Genomic DNA, 19,306 nt, shown 5'->3' with positions numbered 1-19,306 from the left:
CACTCACGGCAGCATCCGGCCGATGACCGGGTGACGGTCGATCCACTGATGCTTGAGCGCACCACCGATGTGCAACGCTAGCAACGCGTAAAGCACGTAGGCGCAATAGGTGTGGACGTTGCCCAGCACCTCGTGCCAGTAGTCCTTGCTCGCGTCGCTCATCGCCATCAGAAAACCCATGCGCGGAAACGGCACGACACCGAACAGCAGCAGGGGATGCGTCGACGCCGCCACCCACGCCGAGTCGTGCGCCCAGCCCGAGAGCGGCATTGCGAAAATCAGCACATAAAGCAGCCAGTGCACCAGATGCGCCGCGCCGCGCTCCCACGAGGCAAAGACATGCGAGAGTTCGGGCGGTCGGTGCGTCATGCGCCACAGAATGCGCAGGATCGCGAGACCCAGCACCGTGATGCCGACGGACTTATGCAGATCGATCCAGAAACGCACGTCGATTTTCTCCAGCGTGGCGTCCGGCAGCAAGGCAATCGTCTGACCGATGGCGACGTTCCCCAGCATCAGCAACGCCACCGCCCAGTGCAGCAGCATGGCGACGCGCGTGTACTTGGGGTCCTCGTACAGCGCGACGCGCGGCTTGCTGGCCGACGTGGATGGCATGGATCGCGGCGAAGGGGGCAGAGAATTCACGTTTGACGTCCTGAAAAATGCGCTGAAAGATGATTGCATAACGCCAGTTGAAGCGCGCTTATTCCCGCATTGCCGCAAAAAAGTTGTTACCGGACATTACCGCGGCTTTTGACAGCCTGCATGGCACGCATTCAGCGAAAACCGTCTGACAGTCGACATTTGCATTTCGTGTACCCTCTCCCGTCTTGCGAGGCCGTCATAAAACCGCGATGATCGGGCATTCCGTGCGCAGCGAGCGATCGACCGCACCGCCCTCAGGAGACAATCCCATGCCACGCAGCACCGCTGAAAAACGCGCCGCGTTTCGCGAACTTCACCTTGCCGGGTGCTTTGTGATCCCGAACCCATGGGACGCGGGCAGTGCCCGGTATCTCGAACACGCCGGATTCCAGGCCATTGCGTCGACCAGTTCGGGCTTCGCGTGGTCCACTGCACGCCCCGATAACGGCGTGACGCGCGAGCTCGTGCTGGCGCATCTGCGCACGCTGGTCGAGGCGACGGATCTGCCGGTGAATGCCGACTTCGAAAGCGGCTTCGGCGAGACGCCGGACGACGTGGCGCAGAGCGTCAAGCTGGCGGTGGCGACAGGCGTCGCCGGTTTGTCCATCGAAGACACCACAGGCGACGCCAACAAACCGCTCTTCCCGCTCGACGAAGCGGTCGCACGCATGAAGGCCGCGCGTCGCGCCATCGACGAAACCGGTGGCGATACGTTGCTCGTCGGTCGCGCAGAGAACTTCTTCGCCGGTGTGCCCGATCTGGACGACGCTATCCGACGGCTGCAAGCCTATGCCGAAGCCGGGGCCGATTGTCTGTATGCGCCGGGCATCCAGTCCGAAGCGCAGATTCGCGCCGTGGTGGCCGCTGTCGCGCCCAAACCCGTCAACGTGCTGATCGGTGCGACGTCGCCTTTCACGTTGCAGGCGCTCGCGAGTCTCGGCGTACGGCGCGTGAGTGTGGGCGGTGCGCTGGCCCGTTCAGCGTGGGGCGGCTTCATGCACGCGGCGCAGGCGCTGGCCGAAGGCCGCTTCGATGGCTTCGACGGTGCGGCCAGCGGTGCGACGCTCAACAGCCTGTTTCGTCAGGGCGAGTGAGCAAGATGAAGGCTGCGATGGCGCGGCAAGTCAATATCCAGTGACTTTTCGTCGATAGACGTTGCCGCGCGCGTCCGGGGACAATGCCCTGTCAGCCGATGCCCCGCCACGCGACCACAGCGGGCACGGTGCCCCCTTCGTCGGAGCGCCCATGAATTCCCCGTACGACAGTTTTGCCGATTTTGCGATCCCTACGCCCCTCGGCGCGCCGCTGCCCAAACCCCGCGTGTTTGACAATGTCGCAGACGAACGCGTGGACCGGAAGTTGCGGCTGGCGGTCGCGTTCCGTATCTTCGCGCGCTTCGGGCTTGCCGAAGGTATTGCCGGGCACATCACCGTGCGCGACCCCGAGTTCCACGACCGGTTCTGGGTCAATCGCTACGCACAGCACTTTTCCTCGATCCACCCGGACGACTTGATTCTGGTCGACGAGGCCGGTGGCCTGCATCACGGCGAAGGCCCGGTGAACGCCGCCGCCATGGCCATCCACGCCGGTATTCACGCCACGCTGCCCCACGTGACGGCCGCTGCTCACACGCACACCACACACGGGCGTGCGTTCTCTGCGCGCACGCGCGAACTCGCCCCCATCAATCAGGAAGCGTGCCTGTTCTACGATGACCACGTGCTGTTTCGCGGCGACGTGCTGGTCCTCGGTGCCGACGAGGGACGCCGCATCGCGCAGTCGATGGGCCACAAGCGCGCGGCCGTGCTGCTCAATCATGGCTTGCTGACGGTCGGCTCGTCGGTCGACGCCGCCGCCTATCGCTTTCTCGCGATGGAGCGATGCACGCAGGTTCAGTTACTCGCCGAAGCGGCCGGTCCGCTGGAAGTCCTCTCCGACGCCGAAGCCCGCGAGGTCTTTCGTCTGCTCGGTTCGGACTACGTCGCATGGCTCGGGTATCAGGGCCTCTACGAGCAGGTGTTGCGCGAGCATCCGGAACTGATGTCGACACGTTGAGTTCGACTGCCTACCCGCGCTCCGCGAGATACCGGTCGACGGCGTTGCGCAGCCACGCATCGAACTGGCGCAACGGTGCCCAGTCGCGACGCTGCGCGGGATAGGAGAAGTAGATGGTCTGCGGATTGGCGAGTGTGTGCGCGTGCGCTTGCACCAACGCACCGCTCGCCAGTTCGCGCTCGATCAGCACGCGCGGCAGCAGGGCCACGCCCAGACCGGCCACCGCCGCGTTAATAGCCATCACGAACATGTCGTAGCGCTGGGCACTGCGCTGCGGCTTGATCTCGGCCGCGTTCGCACCGCCTTGCAGGCCTTGCGAGGCGAACCAGTCGTCCCACACGCGCGGCAGATCGCGCGGGCAAATCCACGAGTACCCGGCAATCTGTTCGAGCGACAACGACGCCCTCCCATCAAGCAGACGCGGCGCGGCTACCAGCATGAGCGAGTCGTCGGTGACGAGCGCCGTACCGGGCATGCCCGGCCATAGGCGCGTACTGAAGTAGATCGCGGCGTCGAACGCGGAGTCGTCGAAGAAGACAGGCTGATCGCGCCCGAGAATATGCAGACGGACATCGCGCGTGTTTGCGTAGAAGTCGTCCAGGCGCGGAATGAGCCACTGCGCGGCAAACGTCACGCCGACGGCGATTTCCAATTCGGTCTCGCGCCCCTGCTGCACAACGTCCAGCGTATCGCGACGAATCTGATCGAGATGCACGCGAATGCGCTTGGCGTATTCGGCCCCGGCAGGGGTGAGCACGAGCCGTTGCTTCACACGCTCGAACAGCGCCACCCCCAGATGCTTCTCCAACTCACCAACCCGCTTGCAGACGGCGCCGTGCGTGAGCGCAAGCTCTTGCGCAGCGGTGGCGAAATTCTGGTGGCGGGCGCTCGCCTCGAAGGCCTGCAACGCCGAGAGGCTGGGAACGCCCAGACGCATGACGACTCCTGCTTAAAAACGATGTTGCCCGACAGTCTATGCGAAGCGTCGCGCGGAAACAAAACGGCCCGTCGAGCCGAGGCATCGACGGGCCGCAAGCGTTTCGTCGGCGTTGATTGCACTTACTCCACGTGCGCCACACCGCCCGCGAGGACCGCGCCGTGCGGCACATCCTTGGGCAGCGCCCACGACATCCAGTGCGTACGCAGCGCAACCACCAGCAGGAACGCGAGCGCGGCCAACGCACCGAAGGTGGCGAACCCCATCTGATAGCTGCCCGTCGATTCCTTGGCCATGCCCATGATGACCGGCAGATAGAAACCGCCGATACCGCCAGCTGCGCCGATGATGCCGGACATCAGGCCCGTCTTGCCTTGCCAGCGTTGCGGCACGAGTTGGAACGTCGCGCCGTTACCGAGACCGAAGCACAAGTAGACCAGCACCAGCAACGCAATGCCAGCCCCTTGCGGCGGCATCCATGCGGCAAACACGAAGTCAATGACGGAGATCGCTGCGAGCAACAGCACGAGGGCGCGCACGCCGGAAATACGGTCGGCCACCAGACCGCCGATGGGGCGCACCAGCGCACCGAGGAACGCGAGCAGCGACATGAACAGCCCCGCTTCCAGACGCGGCATGCCGTAGAGCGAAATCAGCAGCGTCGTGACATAGGACGACATGCCCACGAAGCCACCGAAGGTGATGCTGTAGACGAGCATGATGACCCACGTGTCACGCTCGCCCAGCACACCGCGATAGTGACGCGGCAGCACAGCGATAGCGAGCAACGCACCCAGCACCGGCAGAAGCAGCACCCCGGCCTTGCCTTCGCCGAAAGCGCCAGCGTGCACGCACAGCACAAGCGCTACGAGACCGAATACCGTGATGAAGAAGCTTGAGAACGCGCGCGGCGCACTGCCCGACTTCACGCCCTGATCCTTCGCCCAGAACACCAGCGCCAACGCCGCGAGCGCCAGCAGAGGGAGCGCCGCACCGGCCGCGTGCGCCCAGCCGTAGTGCTCTGCCAGTCCGGGGAACATGAAACCGTCGAGCACCGCACCGATGTTGCCCGCCGCCGCAAGACCGAGCACCAGGCCCTGCACCTTCGGCGGATAGTTGCTGCCTGCCATCGGCAACGCCACGGCGAAGCTTGCACCGCCGACACCCAAGAACACACCGAGCACAAGCAGCAGCGTGTACGACGGCGTGCCCGGCATCAGCAACAGCACGACCGACGGAATGGCCGAGAGCGTCAGCCCCATCAATGCGATTTTTCGACCGTCGTAGGCTTGGTACAGGTTGCCCAGCGTGACACGCAGAATGGCCGCGCCCAGCACCGGCACCGCGACGAGGAAACCGGTCTGCGCAGGCGTCATCGCGATGTCCTTGCCGATGAACGGGGCCAGCGGTCCGAGCATCACCCAGACGGTAAATCCGGTGTCGAAGTAGAGAAAACACGCAACCAGCGCGCGCCAGTTGCCACTTTTCAACGATTGCGTGAGCGTGCTCATGGATACCCTCGTGTTCGTGTGCCGAAAAAAAAGGCGTCCCGAAGCCGTGCGCCCATGAACGGACGCGTGGCTTCGGGACGCCGTTGCCCCGAAAACCCCGCGTTCGCGGGGCCCTGCATGCGGTGCAGAAAATTCGCTTGTCTTCCACTCGGCCGCCATTGGCCTTACGCAATCTTTAGCAATTGGCGTGCCAAGTCGGTGTCATGTGCGGAGGAATTCGGCGCGAAGGGCCGTGCTACGGGGCTTTCGGGGACATCGACGGAGATACCGACGGCAGTTGAACGAGTGATTCGATGGAAAAAACCCAGCACGGCAGATGGCATCGCAACGGGCACAATGCCGCATCGCGATGCGGCGGCGCACCATTAGCGTGCGTGAGTGGTCTCAGTTGCCGTATCGTCTTCGTTCGCGCCCTCTGTGATGTTGTCGGCACTGTAGGCCCGGCCGTAGCAAGACACGCCACGACAAGCGACCCGGCATGGTCAATGCCGAGGACTTTCTCCACGCGCAAGGCCGTTTCTGAATAGCCGGTGCACTACAGTTCAGGCACTTTCCGGTCGTTAACCCAATGAGGCGGGCTGCTTGCGCTGCGGCGGTCGGCAAGAACAACAACATTCCGGGAAATCTCGCGTGTCTCGCTTCTTTCTTTGTCTGACGCTGGTGGTGCTCGGCCTCCTGCCGGTCTCCCCCGCCTTCGCTGCGCCTTCGGCCGCCTCCCCAACCTCCCCGGCAAGCAACCCGTTGCTCAATCAGCAAGGGATGATGCAGCGTGTCGACGACGCCTCTTACGCCAAGTACCGGGAGATCGTCGCCACGTTCGACGCCGCTGTTCGTGCGCAGCCGGGCGACGCAGCACTCGCGCTCGCACGCTGCCAGTTCATGCGCAATTACGCGTGGGCCGAAGATCTGCAATGGGCCGAGAAGGCGCAGTCGGACCTGACGGCCTGTCTGCAAAATCTGAAAGATAAATTCACCGACAACCCGGAAGTGTCGGTGTCGCTCATGGAGAACATCTACGGCAAAGACGCTGTGGCGCAAGGCGAAGCGCTGCTGCCGAAAGCCAAAAGCTGGCCAGTGGAGTATCGTGCGCGTCTGCACGCAGCGCTCTCCAACGCGTATCAGGCCACCCAGGACAAACGCAACGCCGGTGTTCAGGCAGTGGAGGCCGCAGAACTGTCGCCCGACACGCCCGTGCTACTCACCGCCGTGCGCCACCTCGCCACCACCGGCGAAAAGACGGAGGCACGGCGTCTGCTATTGGACGCCCCCGCTCCCAAGATCGTCTGGCAAGCCACCGGTCGAATCAACACTGCGCTCGATGTGCTGCCGGGCCCCACGGCGCGCGATCTGCTGTTGCGCATGCAAAAGGCTGGACTGAAGATCGATCCTTACACCAGCGCTCGCGCCCTCCTTCAGGCGGGGGACGCTGCCAGCGCACAACGGGCGCTCTCCGAGACGAAGTCCGACGCGCCGGAGTCGGCGCAGAACCGCGCGTTGCGACTCTCGGTCGCGCTCGCCGCGCGCGACGGCAAGGCCGCTGCCTCTGCGATCCAGTCTTCGCTCGAACACGACAAGGGCAACCGCTGGCCTCTGGCACAGTCGTATGCCGTGCTGATGAGCATTGACCCGGGCGCCGGCATGCGCTTCGCCTTCGTCGGGTTGATGATCACACTGCTGGCGGCCGGTCTGTGCATCGTGTTGTTCCCCGGTCTGCTGATGTTCCCGGTGCATTATGTGGGGACTGTGCGCGCTCGCAAGGGACGTCCGACGCCGCCGCTCTTCGAGCGCATCGGCTTGCGGCACGCGTGGTACGGACTGGCAGTGCTGTGTTTCGCCACGTGGGTCCTCCCCGCGTTCGTCGTGAGCCAGTCGACGCAGACGCATTCGGGCACGGCCCCCGTCATGGACACCCTGTTGCCTAAGCTCGCGCTGGCGCACTTCGCGACGCTCGGCATCGTTGTCCTGCTGCTGTCGCGCACGATGTGGCGGCTGGGCCGACGCCAGTGGACCGGCTACGGCGAGTGGAAAGCGCGCTGGTTCATCTGGCCCGCCGCGCTGCTCGCGGTATCGACGCTCGCCGCGTGGTATCTGGCACATCATACGTCGGTGCGCAATGCTGAATTGCAGGCGTGGAACGAGTACGTCGTGAAAGGCGCGATGCAATTGGGCGGCACCGGTCTGGCACTCCTGCTGGTCGCGGTCGTCGTGCCGTTCGTAGAGGAGTTTGTATTCCGGGGATGCCTGCTCGGCGGCCTGACCAGGCATATGAGTTTCATCGCCGCCAACCTCTGGCAAGCCATGATCTTCGCCAGCGTTCACTTCGACCCCAAACACTTTCCGTTCCTTGTGATGTTCGGCCTCACAACGGGCTGGCTCGCCAAAAAGACCAACGGTCTGGCCGTGCCGATTGCCTTGCACATGCTCAACAACGCGATCTTTGTGCTGGTGGTGATGTCGCGCTGAGCAGGCAGGGCCGAAGCACGGCCCCGTACCGTGTCAATGCGGCGTGGGCGATAATCGACACACTCGCTTGCATTGCCGCTTGGCTGCGGTACGGACATCGCCCATGAACACTAAGCTCTTTCCGCATCTCGTTCGCTTTCACCCGCGACTGCTCGTCGCCATCGCCATCGGCGTGCTCGCCGGGCTGTTCGTGCAAGTGGTCGTAAGCGGCGAGTTCAGCACCATCACTCGAATCCTGATCGGCTGGAACGCGGGTGCGTGGTCGTATCTCGCGATGATCTGGCTCATGATGGTCACCGCCCCGAAGCGCAGCATCGAACGCTTTGCCGAGCAGGAAGACCAGAGCGCCGCCCTCGTGCTTTCGGTGGTCAGTCTGTCGGCCATCGCGAGTGTGGCCGCCATCATCCATGTGCTGGCGAGCGCCAAGGCGGGCGGCTCGCATCACGCGTCGGAGCATGTGCTGTTCGCAGCCGCAACGCTCATCGGTGGCTGGTTTCTCGTGCCCACCATCTACACGCTCCACTACGCCCGTCTATACTTCACCGACACAGAAACACCCTACGCGCTCGCCTGGCCCGACAAGGACTGCGATCCGGATTACTGGGACTTCCTGTATTTCTCGTTCACCATCGCGGTCGCGTCGCAAACCGCCGATGTCGGCCTGAAGTCCCGACGTATGCGACGCGCCACCCTCGCGCAAGCCATCCTCTCGTTTTTCTTCAATCTGGCGGTCCTCGGCCTGTCGATCAACATCGGCGCCGGGCTGCTCAGCTAAACGTCTGGATGCGCCTCCGTTCCCGGCAGGCGCGTCGCCCTGTGGCATGACGCCGCACCTCCCGCGGACATAAACACCTTTAAAAACATACAAGTACATCGCACAGTCGACGGGTCACATCCCGCGTCAATGCGCCACATGTGACGACTTGTCACGCGTGCTGCACCGCAGCAGCGCCTAATATGCATGCAAACAAGTGGTGATATCTCGTTAATGTCACCATACAAGACAGGGTTTAATTGCATACATAGAGCGCAACATGACTGCCGTTCCGGATGCCCTTGACCTAGCACGCCTGCAATTCGCGTTCACGGTCTCGTTTCACATCGTTTTCCCCGCCGTCTCCATCGGGCTGGCGAGCTTCATCGCCGTCCTTGAAGGTCTCTGGCTCAAGACCCGTCAGCAACACTACCTCGATCTGTGCCGTTTCTGGTCGAAGGCGTTTGCCGTGTGCTTCGGCATGGGCGTCGTCTCCGGCGTGGTGATGGCCTATCAGTTCGGCACGAACTGGTCGGGCTTCTCCAGTTTCGCAGGTGCCGTCACCGGGCCGTTGTTGACCTACGAGGTCATGACCGCGTTCTTCCTCGAAGCGGGCTTCCTCGGCATCATGCTGTTCGGCTGGAACCGCGTGAGCCCACGCGCGCACTTCGCTGCCACGCTGTGCGTCGCCATCGGCACGCTCATCTCGACGTTCTGGATTCTCGCGTCGAACAGTTGGATGCAAACGCCTCAGGGTTACGAAATCGTCGACGGTCGCGTGGTCGTGTTGTCGTGGTGGGACGTGATCTTCAACCCGTCCTTCCCCTACCGTCTCGCGCACATGAGCATTGCCGCGTTCGTGGTCGCCGCGCTCGTCGTGGCTGGCACCGGCGCGTGGCACTTGCTGCGCGGACGCCGCGATCCCGCCGTCAAGACCATGTTCTCGATGGCCATGTGGCTGCTGCTGATCTTCGCGCCGCTGCAAGCGTTCGTGGGCGATCTTCACGGTCTGAACACGCGTGAATACCAGCCCGCGAAGCTCGCCGCCATGGAAGGTCTGTGGGAGACGAAGACGGGCGGCACCCCGCTCAACCTGTTCGGCTGGCCCGACATGGAGGCCGAGACCACGCGGTATGCGCTCGAAGTCCCGCATCTGGGCAGCCTGATCCTCACGCATAGCTGGGACGGCGAAGTGCGCGGCCTGAAGGAGTTTCCGAAAGACGAGCGTCCGAATGTGCCGTTGGTGTTCTGGAGCTTTCGCATCATGGTCGGTCTTGGTCTGGCCATGATCGGTGCAGCACTCGCGGCGCTGTGGCTACGCCGTCGGGGCACGTTGTTCGCCTCGCGCAACTTCGCCCGTGTGATGTTGCTGCTCTCGCCGACCGGCTTCGTTGCCCTGCTCGCCGGGTGGGTGACGACCGAAGCCGGACGCCAGCCGTGGGTGGTCTACGGTGTGATGCGCACCGCCCACGCCATGTCGCCGGTCAGCGCACAGCAGGTGCAGGTCTCACTGCTGGTACTGGTGCTCGCCTACTTCCTTGTGTTCGGCACCGGCGTCTACTACCTGCTCAAGATTCTGCGCGTTGGCCCGGCACTGCCGGGGCAATCGAACGACGACGCCCCCCAACCCAAGCGAGAACTCTCATGGATCTGACCTTAGCCTGGGCCGCCATCATCGCGCTCGGCCTGTTTCTTTACGTCGTGCTCGACGGCTTCGACCTCGGCATCGGCATTCTCTTTCCGTTCTTTCCCGACGCCCGTGAGCGCGACACGATGATGAACTCCGTCGCGCCGGTGTGGGACGGCAACGAAACGTGGCTCGTGCTCGGCGGCGCCGGGCTGCTCGCTGCGTTTCCGATGGTCTATTCGGTGCTGCTCTCGGCGCTCTATCTGCCGCTCGTGCTCATGCTCGTGTGCCTGATCTTCCGTGGCGTCGCGTTCGAGATTCGCGGCAAGTCGCGTCGCACGCGTCAATGGTGGGATCTGGCGTTCATCGGCGGCTCGGCAAGCGCAACGTTCTTTCAGGGCGTTGCGCTCGGCGCCTACCTGTCGGGGATTCCTGTCGAGAACGGCCAGTTCGCGGGCGACGCCTTCGCCTGGGTAACGGCCTTCAATCTCTTCACAGGTCTGGGCCTGCTCGTGACGTATGCGTTGCTCGGCGCTTGCTGGCTGATCGGCAAGACCGAGGGCGATCTGCAACGTCGTTTGCGCGTGATCGCGTGGCCGCTGACGCTTGCGCTCGTCGCCACGATGGCGGTCGTCTCACTCTGGACGCCGCTGCGCCTGCCGCTTGTGGCCGAGCGCTGGTTCGACGGCGAATGGTTCTGGCGCTGTCTGCCGGTGCCGTTCGTGGTGGCGGGGGCGACATTCGCGATGCGCCGCGTATTGCAGCGCGCGCACGACGCTACCCCGTTCTGGCTCGCTATCGGCCTCGTGTTTCTCGGCTACAGCGGCCTGCTCATCAGCGCCTACCCGTACGCGATTCTGCCGGGCATCACGCTGTGGGACGCCGCAGCTCCCCACTCCAGCCTGTCGTTCACAATGTGGGGCGCGGCCTTCATCATTCCTGTGATCCTCGCCTACACGATGCTGGCGTACTGGGTCTTTCGCGGCAAGGTGGCTCACGATGCGCACTATCACTGATCTCGTTCGGCCCGGCGTGCGCCGTCAGCGCGAGGCTGCGGCGGCGACGCAGACGATGCTGCCGAACGTCCGCACGTCGTGGCAACAACGGCTGACCGGCTGGGGATGGTTTATTGCGTTATGGTGTGCGGGTGTGGCAGGTACCGCACTCCTCGCACTCCCGTTCAAACTCATCATCGCCACGGCCAAATAGGAGACAGCTTATGAATCGGCTTTCATCGCAGGACGCAATCCGCACGAAAGGGGTCAAACGCATGGCAGGCGCTACGGCCGTCGCTACGGCGCTCCTCAGCGGCCTCGTCGGATTTGCAGGATTTGCCGGGACAGCGCATGCCGAAGGCATGAGCGTTTCATCCAGCGCATTCAAGGACGGCGGTTTGCTACCTGCGGAGTACGCGGGTGCAAACGAATGCGGCGGCAAGAACACCAGCCCGCCAATCGAATGGAAGAATCTGCCGCAGGCCACGCACAGCGTCGTGATCCGGATGACGGACCCCGACGGCGCCAAGGGCGGCGGCGTGGTGCACTGGATCGCCTACAACATTCCGGCCTCGGTGACGTCGCTGGCGGCCGGTGCGGGCAACAAGTCGGGTGACAACATCACCGTCGGCAAGAACATTTCCGGTGCCGAAGCCTATCGCGGCGCGTGCCCGCCGGTGGGCGATACGCCCCATCACTACATCATCACGGTGACGGCGACCGACATTGCGCCGGGCAGCCTGCCCCCGGGCCTCGACGCGGCCGGACTGACGGTAGCGCTTGCCGGTCACACGCTGAACGGGTCGACCATCGTTGCGCGATACGGCCGCTGATTCATCGGTCGGAGGGGAGCTTTGGTCCGAGCTTAGGAAGCCCCCAAGGGTTGGAATAATCGCCAACTATTGGGGGCTGTTCACTGTTGTCGTAGTGCCGTCTCATGCAACGATCGATGCGAGATTTTTCGCTCGGAAGATTGCGAGGGCGCGCCCTTGTGGCGAGGACGGCGACACGACCGATCCGGGTGTGTCATAGCGTAGGTAGTCGTTCAGAACGGCCATTTGATCCGGTGTCGGCGTGCCCCCGCCTTTCGCTATGCCCCATGTGACCACGCCGCCGCCTGCCGGGATCGCGGCGAATGCCTGACTATTGGCGTAGACGGCCCGAATGTCGACCAAACGCTCCTTCACCGCCGACGAGTCGCCACCACGCTCTGCATCTCCCCACGTTACCACCGTACCATCGGCCTTGAGCCCTGCGAATGCCACCGCCGTCCCCGTCACCTGGACGAATTTTTCAAACTCATACTCCGGCGGAAGAATGCCACCATAGCCTCGGTGTCCCCAGCACGCGATCCGGCCGTCTTCACGGCGGGCGCAGAAGGCTTGATCGATGCCTACAATCTCGACGATGTCGTCAAGTTGCTTGATGAAGTCCGGCACCACCCCACCATAATCCTTGCCCCCCCCATGCCATGACTTTGCGCTCTGACGTGAGCACCGCAAATGCCGCTTGCGTCGAGGCGGCGATCTCGACAATGTTGTCCGCAGCCTCCACCTCCTCCGAGAGCTTCCCGCTGAGTAGATCATAGCCCCAGGCCACAACGGTGCCGTTGGCGCGCAACGCAGAAAAGGCGTAACCGTTGCCACGCACGCTCACATAGGGCCCCGCCTTCAGCATTGCGGGAATCGCGCCACCGTACTCCTCCCGCCCCCACGTCACCAGATCGCCCGTTTTGCGCACAGCACAAAATGCCCATCCTGCGGCGACAATGCTTTGCGCGTCGCGTACATCAATCGCTTCTTGCGTCAACGTGGCACCCATATTGTCGCGGCCCCAAGCCAGAAGCATTCCATCGTGCTTGACGCAGGCAAACGCGCCTTGACTTCCCGCCAGCCGCATGACGTTGGTAGGCCGGTACCCCACCGCGCCGCCATGGTATGGATCTCCCCACATATGCACTTCTCCATCACTTCGACGCGCGGCGAACGCGTAGTGCGTACTGTGAATTTCCTGGACATCGATCCCCATGACGTCCATCGGAATGTTCCCACCATAACCAAAATGTGCCCACGCATACGGCCTACCAGTACTCAGCAGCGCGGCAAAGGAGGCGGCTCCGTCCGAGGTGGAGAAATTCAACCCGGAGCCGACCAGATGCAGGGGGAGAACCGAGATGGATACTTCTCCGGCGCGCACGTGCAGTAATCGCCACGGTTCTTTGTCTAGGAACGACACCCCTGACTCGGACGTCATATCCCCCTCGTATCGCCACTCGGCCACGATGTCGTTGCGCGTCGTGGCGCTCACAGCGCGCAGATACCGTCCCGCGCCCGAGACGCGATAGTCCGCGTCACCATTACGGGCACCCAGGACGACCAAGCCGCCGCTGCCCGACTCGCGATACACTTCATAAACCGAGAGAGGCGATTCTTCGGTGTCTCCTGTCAGCGTTCGTCGGATGGTGTAATACACAGTGACGACCGTACCGATGTTCTCTACCACTTGGGCCTTCGGCACCTTCATCACAAGGCTGCTCCCGACATCGGCGGCCGTGATCGTATGAGACGTCGAGTACTCGGTCGTACCTCTCCAGATGAGCGTCACGACATCGTCGAGCGCGAATAGCGCGGTCGACGCAATTTCGACGCTCGCCCCTTGCGCAGGCACATCATCGGGGTCCAGACTGCCGCCGTCGGCTTCCACCAGTACCACGGCTGGCAGTTCAGGCCGTCTGATCACGAATGCCATGGCCGAACCGGTGCCGATTACGGTGGTGCCGCGTAGCAGTTCATACGTCACTGTAACGGTGCCGTCGATACCTTTCGCGATCATGTCGTATGGGACCGTGAATGGGATGTCGCCGTTGCCACCTCCGACAAAATTGGTATCGGTGTAGTCGCCTGCGTCCTTGGTGCAGTCCCACGTCAGGACAACCCGGTCGCCTTGTTGCATGAGGCTGGCAAACGGCACGACGACCTGCGCGCCGCCCAATACCTGACGTGGATCGAGCTCGCCGTTGCTGACCGCCGGGATGTTGGGCGGATTCAACGTGGCCGCCGCCTCGATCACCTCCACCATCAACGCTTCCGACTCCCGGTGACCGGTCACGCCTTCGACGCGATATTTCACCGCTACCGTCTGGCCGACGAACCGCTCGACCTCGTGACGCGCAAAAGCGTCCTCCAGCGGAAGGCCCACGCCGTTTTGGCTCACCTGAATCGTGACCGTCGCGCCGCCATTACCCTCCCCCGGTCCGAGGTCGACGAAGACGATGTCGCCTGCACGCATCCCCTCATAAGGCAGTATGCGGAAGTCGACGAAGTCAGTCACGTCGGCCAGGTTTAGCTTGCCGTCGACGACCTGATCCATGACAGGCGCTGGCAACAAGGTTTCGGTAATGGCCACGCGCAAATTCAGCACTTCGGAGTGAATGACGGTGGCGCCGCGCGTGATCGTGTAGAAGATTTGCACGGTCTGGCCGATCCACAGATCGACCGTTTCTTTCTGCACGCGGAACCGGAAGTCTATCGGCGAAGAAATGGGAATGCTGTCCGTGTATTGATTTCCCCCGCCCTCCCAGAAGAGCTTGATGACGTCGCCCGCTTGCATGTCCTCATGCCGTGGCACGACCGTCCGTACCCCACGCGCAAACGCGTCCTCGGGCAGGTCATCCCCCACGGCCTCCTCGACATACGGGGCAGGCCAGCGCATCGGCGTCATGACATTGAGGACCAGGTCTTCCGAGCGCGCCCACAGCACACCATCCCGGTGCACCGCGTAATAGACCGTCACCGTTGCCGTATCGAAGAACGACACCTTTTCCTTCGGCACATCCATTCGTACCGAGCGGCCGACCAGATTGTCCGAAATCAGGACGTAGTCGATTTCCTCGCCGCCGCCGCTGCCCTGCCCGAAGAAGATCCACACGATATCGCCGGACGTCATACCTTCATACGGCATGACCGTCACAGTGGCAAAGTCGTCGACATCGTCAGGATTGAGCATGTCGCCTACCGCTTCTTCGACAATCGGCTTGGGTAACTCGGCCGTCGCAAAAGGCGGCAACGTGTCGTCCGGAAGACGAGTGGTATCGCGCGTGGAGAATTTGTCGCGGACATTCATGACGGACCTCCGAATTGACGATCGGATCTCCATTTCGCCTTCTCGACCGTCGCGCGACAACTGTCAACGTTGACAGGTCACCACTTGCTCATGAAAAACCCCCAAGGGCTGGACCGATGTCCACCCCTTGGGGGTCAGTTCGAATAGGCTGCTGGCGTCTTTCGTTTGTGGGGGGGAACGGCACTCACCCGGCACCGCCTTACATACGATTACTTCTCACGGGCGAGCGCTAGGAATTCCGTGCGCAGCGCTAGATTGGGCTGCAATTCGCCGAGCATCGCCGAGGTCACCGTCTCTTCGCCTGCCGTGCGAATGCCACGGCTCTCCATGCACATATGGCGGCACGACACCACGACACCAACGGCCTTCGGTTGAAGGTGCGTCATCAGCGCTTCGGCGACCTGCGTCGTCAGACGCTCCTGCACTTGCAGGCGACGCGCAAAGCAATCGACCAGACGTGTGAGCTTCGACAGACCGACGATCTTGCCGTTGGGCAGATAGCCGATGGTCGCCTTGCCGAAGAACGGTGCGAGATGGTGCTCGCAGTGGCTGTACACCGGAATACCGCGCACCACGATCAATTCGTTGTATTGCTCGGCCCCGTCTTCGAAGACCTTGAGCACTTCAGCCGGATCCTGGCCGTAACCTGCCGTCCACTGACGCCACGCTTTTTGCACCCGCGCCGGTGTTTCATGCAAACCGGAACGTTCCGGATCTTCGCCGATGTGTTTCAGGAATCGCTTCCAGTCGTTTTCGTCGAACGTGTCGTGAGACATATCAATCAAGCTCCCATGCATTGGGTCCGGAGCGCTGCGCCGCTATGTTTTGCGCATCCCCGCGCCACCGGACATGTGCGCACAATAACAGAGAGTCACATCGCCCGCATGCAGCCGCCCGGTTGTAAGCCCGGTTGTAAGCGCGGTTGTAAGCGCGGTTGTGAGGCCGGTTCTGAGCACACCGGGACACGGCCCGCCCCGATTGCCGCCGGGCTAGCTTTTGCGATAAGGTGGCGACGGACAACCGCAACGCACGAGGCGCGCCATGTGGGCACTCCCACGCATGTGCATCAACGCGATGACCCTTGCTTGCTCGACCGCCTTCGCTGCGCTCGCGCTGCTGGCCGGTTGCGGCAACCGTGGCCCCGAGCCCTGGCAAGGCTATGTCGAAGGTGAGTTCGTCTACGTCGCCTCCTCGCAGGCGGGCACCTTGCAGTCGCTTGCCGTCGCGCGCGGCCAGGCGGTGAAAGCGGGCGATGCCCTCTTCGATCTCGAATCCACCTTTGAACGTGCCGCGCAGGCCCACGCGCGCGAGACGCTCGCGAGCGCCGAGGCCCAACTGCGCGATCTCGGCACAGGCAAACGTCCCGACGAAATCGACGTCTCAAAGGCCCAACTAACGCAGGCCATCGCCGCCCGCGACAAGGCGCGCAGCCAATTCGACCGCGATCAGGCGCAATACGCCGCCGGTGGCATCTCCCGCGAACAACTCGAAGCCAGCCGTGCCGACGCCCGCACCACCACCGCGCGCGTGCAGGAATTGCAGGCCAGTCTGGCCGTCGCCCGTCTGCCCGGCCGCGAGGCACAGCGCCAGTCGCAAGCGGCACAGGTCGACGTAGCACGCGCATCGCTCGCGCAGGCCGACTGGCAACTCTCGCAGAAGCACGCCGTCGCAAACGCCGCCGGTCGCGTCTACGACACGATGTACCGCGTCGGCGAATGGGTGGCGGCGGGCAGTCCTGTGGTGCGTCTGCTGCCACCTGCGAACATCAAGGTGCGGTTCTTCGTGCCCGAAGCGGCACTCGGTGAACTGCGCGCCGGGCAGACCGTGCACATCGCCTGCGACGGTTGCGGTGCGGGTGTGGATGCGCGCGTGACCTACGTCGCCAATCAGGCGGAATACACGCCGCCCGTCATTTACAGCAACGACACGCGCGACAAACTCGTCTACATGATCGAGGCACATCCGGCTGCGGCGGACGCCGTGAAGCTGAACCCGGGCCAGCCCGTGCAGGTGACGCGCCGATGACCACCTCTCACAACGCGGATCATGCCGCCGCGCAGCGAAACGCGTCGTCACCCGAGCGAGGACGGCAAAACGCCCAGCAGGACGACCACACGCTCGCCATCGACGTGCGCGGCCTGAACAAACACTTCGGCGACAAACATGTCGTCAAGGACCTGTCGATGCAGGTGCGACGCGGTGAGATCTTCGGCTTTCTCGGACCGAACGGCAGCGGCAAGACGACCTGCATTCGCATGATGTGCGGCCTGCTCACGCCCGACTCGGGCAGCGGCACGTGCCTCGGCTTCGACATCGTGCGCGAGTCCGCACAGATCAAACGGCACGTGGGCTACATGACGCAGCGCTTCTCGTACTGGGAAGACCTCACGATCCGCGAGAACCTCGATTTCGTCGCCCGTGTCTACGGCATGCCCAATCGGCGCGAGGCCGTCGAACACGCCATCGAGCGCCTTGGACTCAAAGCGCGCGCGAAGCAACTGACCGGCGCGCTTTCAGGGGGATGGAAGCAACGACTCGCGCTCGCGGCGTGCATGCTGCACGAGCCGCAAGTGCTGCTGCTCGACGAACCGACCGCAGGTGTCGACCCGACCGCACGGCGCGACTTCTGGGAGGAACTGCACGAACTGGCGGCCCAAGGCATTTCGGTGCTCGTCAGCACGCATTACATGGACGAGGCGGAACGCTGCCACAAGCTGGCCTACATCTCGTACGGCGAACTGCTCGCGCAAGGCTCGGCGACCGAGGTCATCGAAAGCCAGCATCTGTCGACGCGGACGGTGCATGGCGACGACCTTGTCGATCTCGCTCGGGAGTTGCGCGAACAACCGGCCGTGGCGCAGACGGTCGCGTTCGGCAGCGCCTTGCATGTGAGCGGGACCGACGCCGACGCACTGGAGAAACTCCTGCGTCGCCTTGAGACCGAGCGAGGACTGCGTGCGACGCCCATCGAGACGAGTCTCGAAGACGTCTTCATCTATCTGATGAGTCACGCGAAAGACAACTTCGGAGACGGTCCATGAGCGCACCGCTGGGCTTCTCCGTCGCGCGCTGGTGGAGCATCGTGTGCAAGGAGTTCCTCCAGTTGCGCCGCGACCGGGTGACGTTCGCCATGATCGTCGCCGTCCCGCTCGTGCAGCTGACACTCTTCGGCTTCGCCATCAACACCGACCCGAAGCACATGCCCACCGCGGTGCTGATGCACGATGACAGCGAATTCACCCGCAGCTTCACCGCCGCCATGCAGCACTCGGGCTACTTCCGCTTTACCGAAACACTCACGAGCGAAGAGGCCGGACGCGCGGCCCTGGCGCAGGGCCGTGTGCAGTTCGTGCTCAACATTCCGACCGACTTCACACGCCGCCTGCTGCGCGGCGAGCGCCCCGCGCTGCTCGTCGAGGCCGACGCCACCGACCCGATGGCCATGGCCTCGGCGCTCGGTGCGCTGCCCGCCATCGCCCAGTCCGTCACGCAGAAGGATCTGACGGGGCCGCTGGCGTCGCTGGGCGGGTCTGGCTCGTCATCCGGCAACGCGCCCTTCGACGTTCAGGTCCACCGGTTGTACAACGCCGAGGGCATCACGCAATACAACATCATTCCCGGGCTGATGGGCGTGATCCTCACGATGACGCTCGCGATGATGACCGGCCTGGCCATCGTGCGCGAACGCGAGCGCGGCACGATGGAGAATCTGCTCGCCACACCGGTGCTGCCCATTGAGGTCATGACGGGCAAGATCGTGCCGTATATCGCCATCGGTCTGATTCAGGCGAGCATCATTCTGATCGCGGCGCGCTTCGTGTTTCACGTTCCGTTCGAAGGCAGCGTGATCGCGATCTATCTGTCGGCGCTCGTCTTCATCGCCGCCAATCTGACGGTCGGCATCGCACTGTCGTCTTTCGCACAGAATCAGTTGCAGGCGATGCAGCTCACGGTCTTCTACTTTCTGCCGAACATGCTGCTCTCCGGCTTCATGTTTCCGTTTCGCGGCATGCCCGCGTGGGCGCAGGCGATCGGCAACGTGCTGCCGCTTACGTACTTCAACCGGCTCATTCGCGGCATTCTGCTCAAAGGCAATGGCTGGGCCGACGCCTGGCACGACCTGTGGCCGCTGCTCGTCTTCTGCGCCGTGCTCATGACGGTCGCCGTCAGGTTCTATAAACGAACGCTCGACTAGCT

The 19,306-nt window shown here is 63.3% G+C and carries 18 protein-coding genes; 12 read left to right on the top strand and 6 right to left on the bottom strand.

The features are described from left to right. Nucleotides 1-3: 3 nt before the first annotated feature. Nucleotides 4-615 carry a cytochrome b gene (locus tag PAN31117_RS21155; RefSeq protein WP_150739935.1) on the bottom strand — a complete coding sequence of 204 codons (612 nt, stop codon included), beginning with the start codon at nucleotides 613-615 and terminating at the stop codon, nucleotides 4-6. On the opposite strand from PAN31117_RS21155, the gene PAN31117_RS27225 reads away from it, so the two are divergent. The 3 genes from PAN31117_RS27225 to PAN31117_RS21145 all read left to right on the top strand — a co-directional run bounded on the left by PAN31117_RS27225 (nucleotide 614) and on the right by PAN31117_RS21145 (nucleotide 2,700). Then, on the top strand, nucleotides 614-757 hold the full coding sequence (locus PAN31117_RS27225) for a hypothetical protein (protein WP_174991054.1): 144 nt from the start codon (nucleotides 614-616) through the stop codon (nucleotides 755-757). The two genes, PAN31117_RS21155 and PAN31117_RS27225, sit on opposite strands and share 2 nt — an antisense overlap. A gap of 157 nt (nucleotides 758-914) precedes the next feature. Next, nucleotides 915-1,739, top strand: a complete 825-nt coding sequence (locus PAN31117_RS21150) for an isocitrate lyase/PEP mutase family protein (RefSeq protein WP_150739934.1) — start codon at nucleotides 915-917, stop codon at nucleotides 1,737-1,739. Between the two features lie 151 nt (nucleotides 1,740-1,890). Beyond that, the gene (locus PAN31117_RS21145) at nucleotides 1,891-2,700 is read left to right on the top strand and encodes a class II aldolase/adducin family protein (protein WP_150739933.1); all 810 of its coding nucleotides are present in this window, start codon (nucleotides 1,891-1,893) and stop codon (nucleotides 2,698-2,700) included. Nucleotides 2,701-2,710: 10 nt separating this feature from the next. Here PAN31117_RS21145 and PAN31117_RS21140 read toward each other — a convergent pair whose 3' ends face one another. Next, complete coding sequence (locus PAN31117_RS21140) at nucleotides 2,711-3,637, bottom strand: LysR substrate-binding domain-containing protein (RefSeq protein WP_150739932.1); 927 nt, start codon at nucleotides 3,635-3,637, stop codon at nucleotides 2,711-2,713. A 122-nt stretch (nucleotides 3,638-3,759) separates the two neighbouring features. Further along, nucleotides 3,760-5,148, bottom strand: coding sequence for an MFS transporter (locus tag PAN31117_RS21135; protein ID WP_150739931.1), 1,389 nt, complete (start codon nucleotides 5,146-5,148; stop codon nucleotides 3,760-3,762). Nucleotides 5,149-5,778: 630 nt separating this feature from the next. Between PAN31117_RS21135 and PAN31117_RS21130 the strand changes: the two genes are divergently transcribed. The 6 genes from PAN31117_RS21130 (at nucleotide 5,779) to PAN31117_RS21105 (ending at nucleotide 11,820) form a co-directional block, all read left to right on the top strand. Further along, nucleotides 5,779-7,611, top strand: coding sequence for a CPBP family intramembrane glutamic endopeptidase (locus PAN31117_RS21130; RefSeq protein ID WP_150739930.1), 1,833 nt, complete (start codon nucleotides 5,779-5,781; stop codon nucleotides 7,609-7,611). 103 nt (nucleotides 7,612-7,714) lie between these two features. Further along, nucleotides 7,715-8,386 (top strand): DUF1345 domain-containing protein, encoded by a 672-nt coding sequence (locus tag PAN31117_RS21125; protein WP_150739929.1) that lies wholly within the window; start codon nucleotides 7,715-7,717, stop codon nucleotides 8,384-8,386. A 259-nt stretch (nucleotides 8,387-8,645) separates the two neighbouring features. Then, nucleotides 8,646-10,019, top strand: a complete 1,374-nt coding sequence (locus PAN31117_RS21120; RefSeq protein ID WP_150739928.1) for a cytochrome ubiquinol oxidase subunit I — start codon at nucleotides 8,646-8,648, stop codon at nucleotides 10,017-10,019. Further along, a complete protein-coding gene (cydB, locus tag PAN31117_RS21115; protein WP_150739927.1) occupies nucleotides 10,010-11,008 on the top strand; it encodes a cytochrome d ubiquinol oxidase subunit II in 999 nt (332 codons plus the stop codon). The genes PAN31117_RS21120 and cydB overlap by 10 nt, the downstream gene beginning before the upstream one ends. Next, nucleotides 10,992-11,201 carry a hypothetical protein gene (locus PAN31117_RS21110; RefSeq protein ID WP_150739926.1) on the top strand — a complete coding sequence of 70 codons (210 nt, stop codon included), beginning with the start codon at nucleotides 10,992-10,994 and terminating at the stop codon, nucleotides 11,199-11,201. Before cydB ends, PAN31117_RS21110 begins: the two co-directional genes overlap by 17 nt. 10 nt (nucleotides 11,202-11,211) lie before the next feature. Next, nucleotides 11,212-11,820, top strand: coding sequence for a YbhB/YbcL family Raf kinase inhibitor-like protein (locus PAN31117_RS21105; protein WP_150739925.1), 609 nt, complete (start codon nucleotides 11,212-11,214; stop codon nucleotides 11,818-11,820). Between the two features lie 102 nt (nucleotides 11,821-11,922). Here the strand turns inward: PAN31117_RS21105 and PAN31117_RS21100 are convergent, their stop codons facing one another. From PAN31117_RS21100 to folE, 3 genes are all read right to left on the bottom strand, one after another. Continuing rightward, on the bottom strand, nucleotides 11,923-12,426 hold the full coding sequence (locus tag PAN31117_RS21100) for an RCC1 domain-containing protein (protein ID WP_150739924.1): 504 nt from the start codon (nucleotides 12,424-12,426) through the stop codon (nucleotides 11,923-11,925). Beyond that, nucleotides 12,401-15,142, bottom strand: a complete 2,742-nt coding sequence (locus tag PAN31117_RS21095; protein WP_150739923.1) for an RCC1 domain-containing protein — start codon at nucleotides 15,140-15,142, stop codon at nucleotides 12,401-12,403. The genes PAN31117_RS21100 and PAN31117_RS21095 overlap by 26 nt, the downstream gene beginning before the upstream one ends. Nucleotides 15,143-15,318: 176 nt before the next feature. Next, nucleotides 15,319-15,885: a GTP cyclohydrolase I FolE gene (gene folE / locus PAN31117_RS21090; protein WP_150574792.1), complete on the bottom strand. Its 567-nt coding sequence runs from the start codon at nucleotides 15,883-15,885 to the stop codon at nucleotides 15,319-15,321. Nucleotides 15,886-16,150: 265 nt separating this feature from the next. Between folE and PAN31117_RS21085 the strand changes: the two genes are divergently transcribed. Genes PAN31117_RS21085 through PAN31117_RS21075 form a run of 3 tightly spaced genes read left to right on the top strand, consistent with a single transcriptional unit; the run spans nucleotide 16,151 to nucleotide 19,304 of the window. Further along, on the top strand, nucleotides 16,151-17,134 hold the full coding sequence (locus tag PAN31117_RS21085) for an HlyD family secretion protein (RefSeq protein WP_246189200.1): 984 nt from the start codon (nucleotides 16,151-16,153) through the stop codon (nucleotides 17,132-17,134). After that, nucleotides 17,131-18,150: an ABC transporter ATP-binding protein gene (locus PAN31117_RS21080; RefSeq protein WP_150739922.1), complete on the top strand. Its 1,020-nt coding sequence runs from the start codon at nucleotides 17,131-17,133 to the stop codon at nucleotides 18,148-18,150. The genes PAN31117_RS21085 and PAN31117_RS21080 overlap by 4 nt, the downstream gene beginning before the upstream one ends. Next, complete coding sequence (locus PAN31117_RS21075; RefSeq protein WP_150739921.1) at nucleotides 18,147-19,304, top strand: ABC transporter permease; 1,158 nt, start codon at nucleotides 18,147-18,149, stop codon at nucleotides 19,302-19,304. The genes PAN31117_RS21080 and PAN31117_RS21075 overlap by 4 nt, the downstream gene beginning before the upstream one ends. The last annotated feature ends 2 nt before the right edge of the window (nucleotides 19,305-19,306 follow it).

The sequence above is a fragment of the Pandoraea anapnoica genome (assembly GCF_902459765.1).
Taxonomy (GTDB): Bacteria; Pseudomonadota; Gammaproteobacteria; order Burkholderiales; family Burkholderiaceae; genus Pandoraea; species Pandoraea anapnoica.
This window is presented reverse-complemented; position numbering and strand designations above follow the sequence as displayed.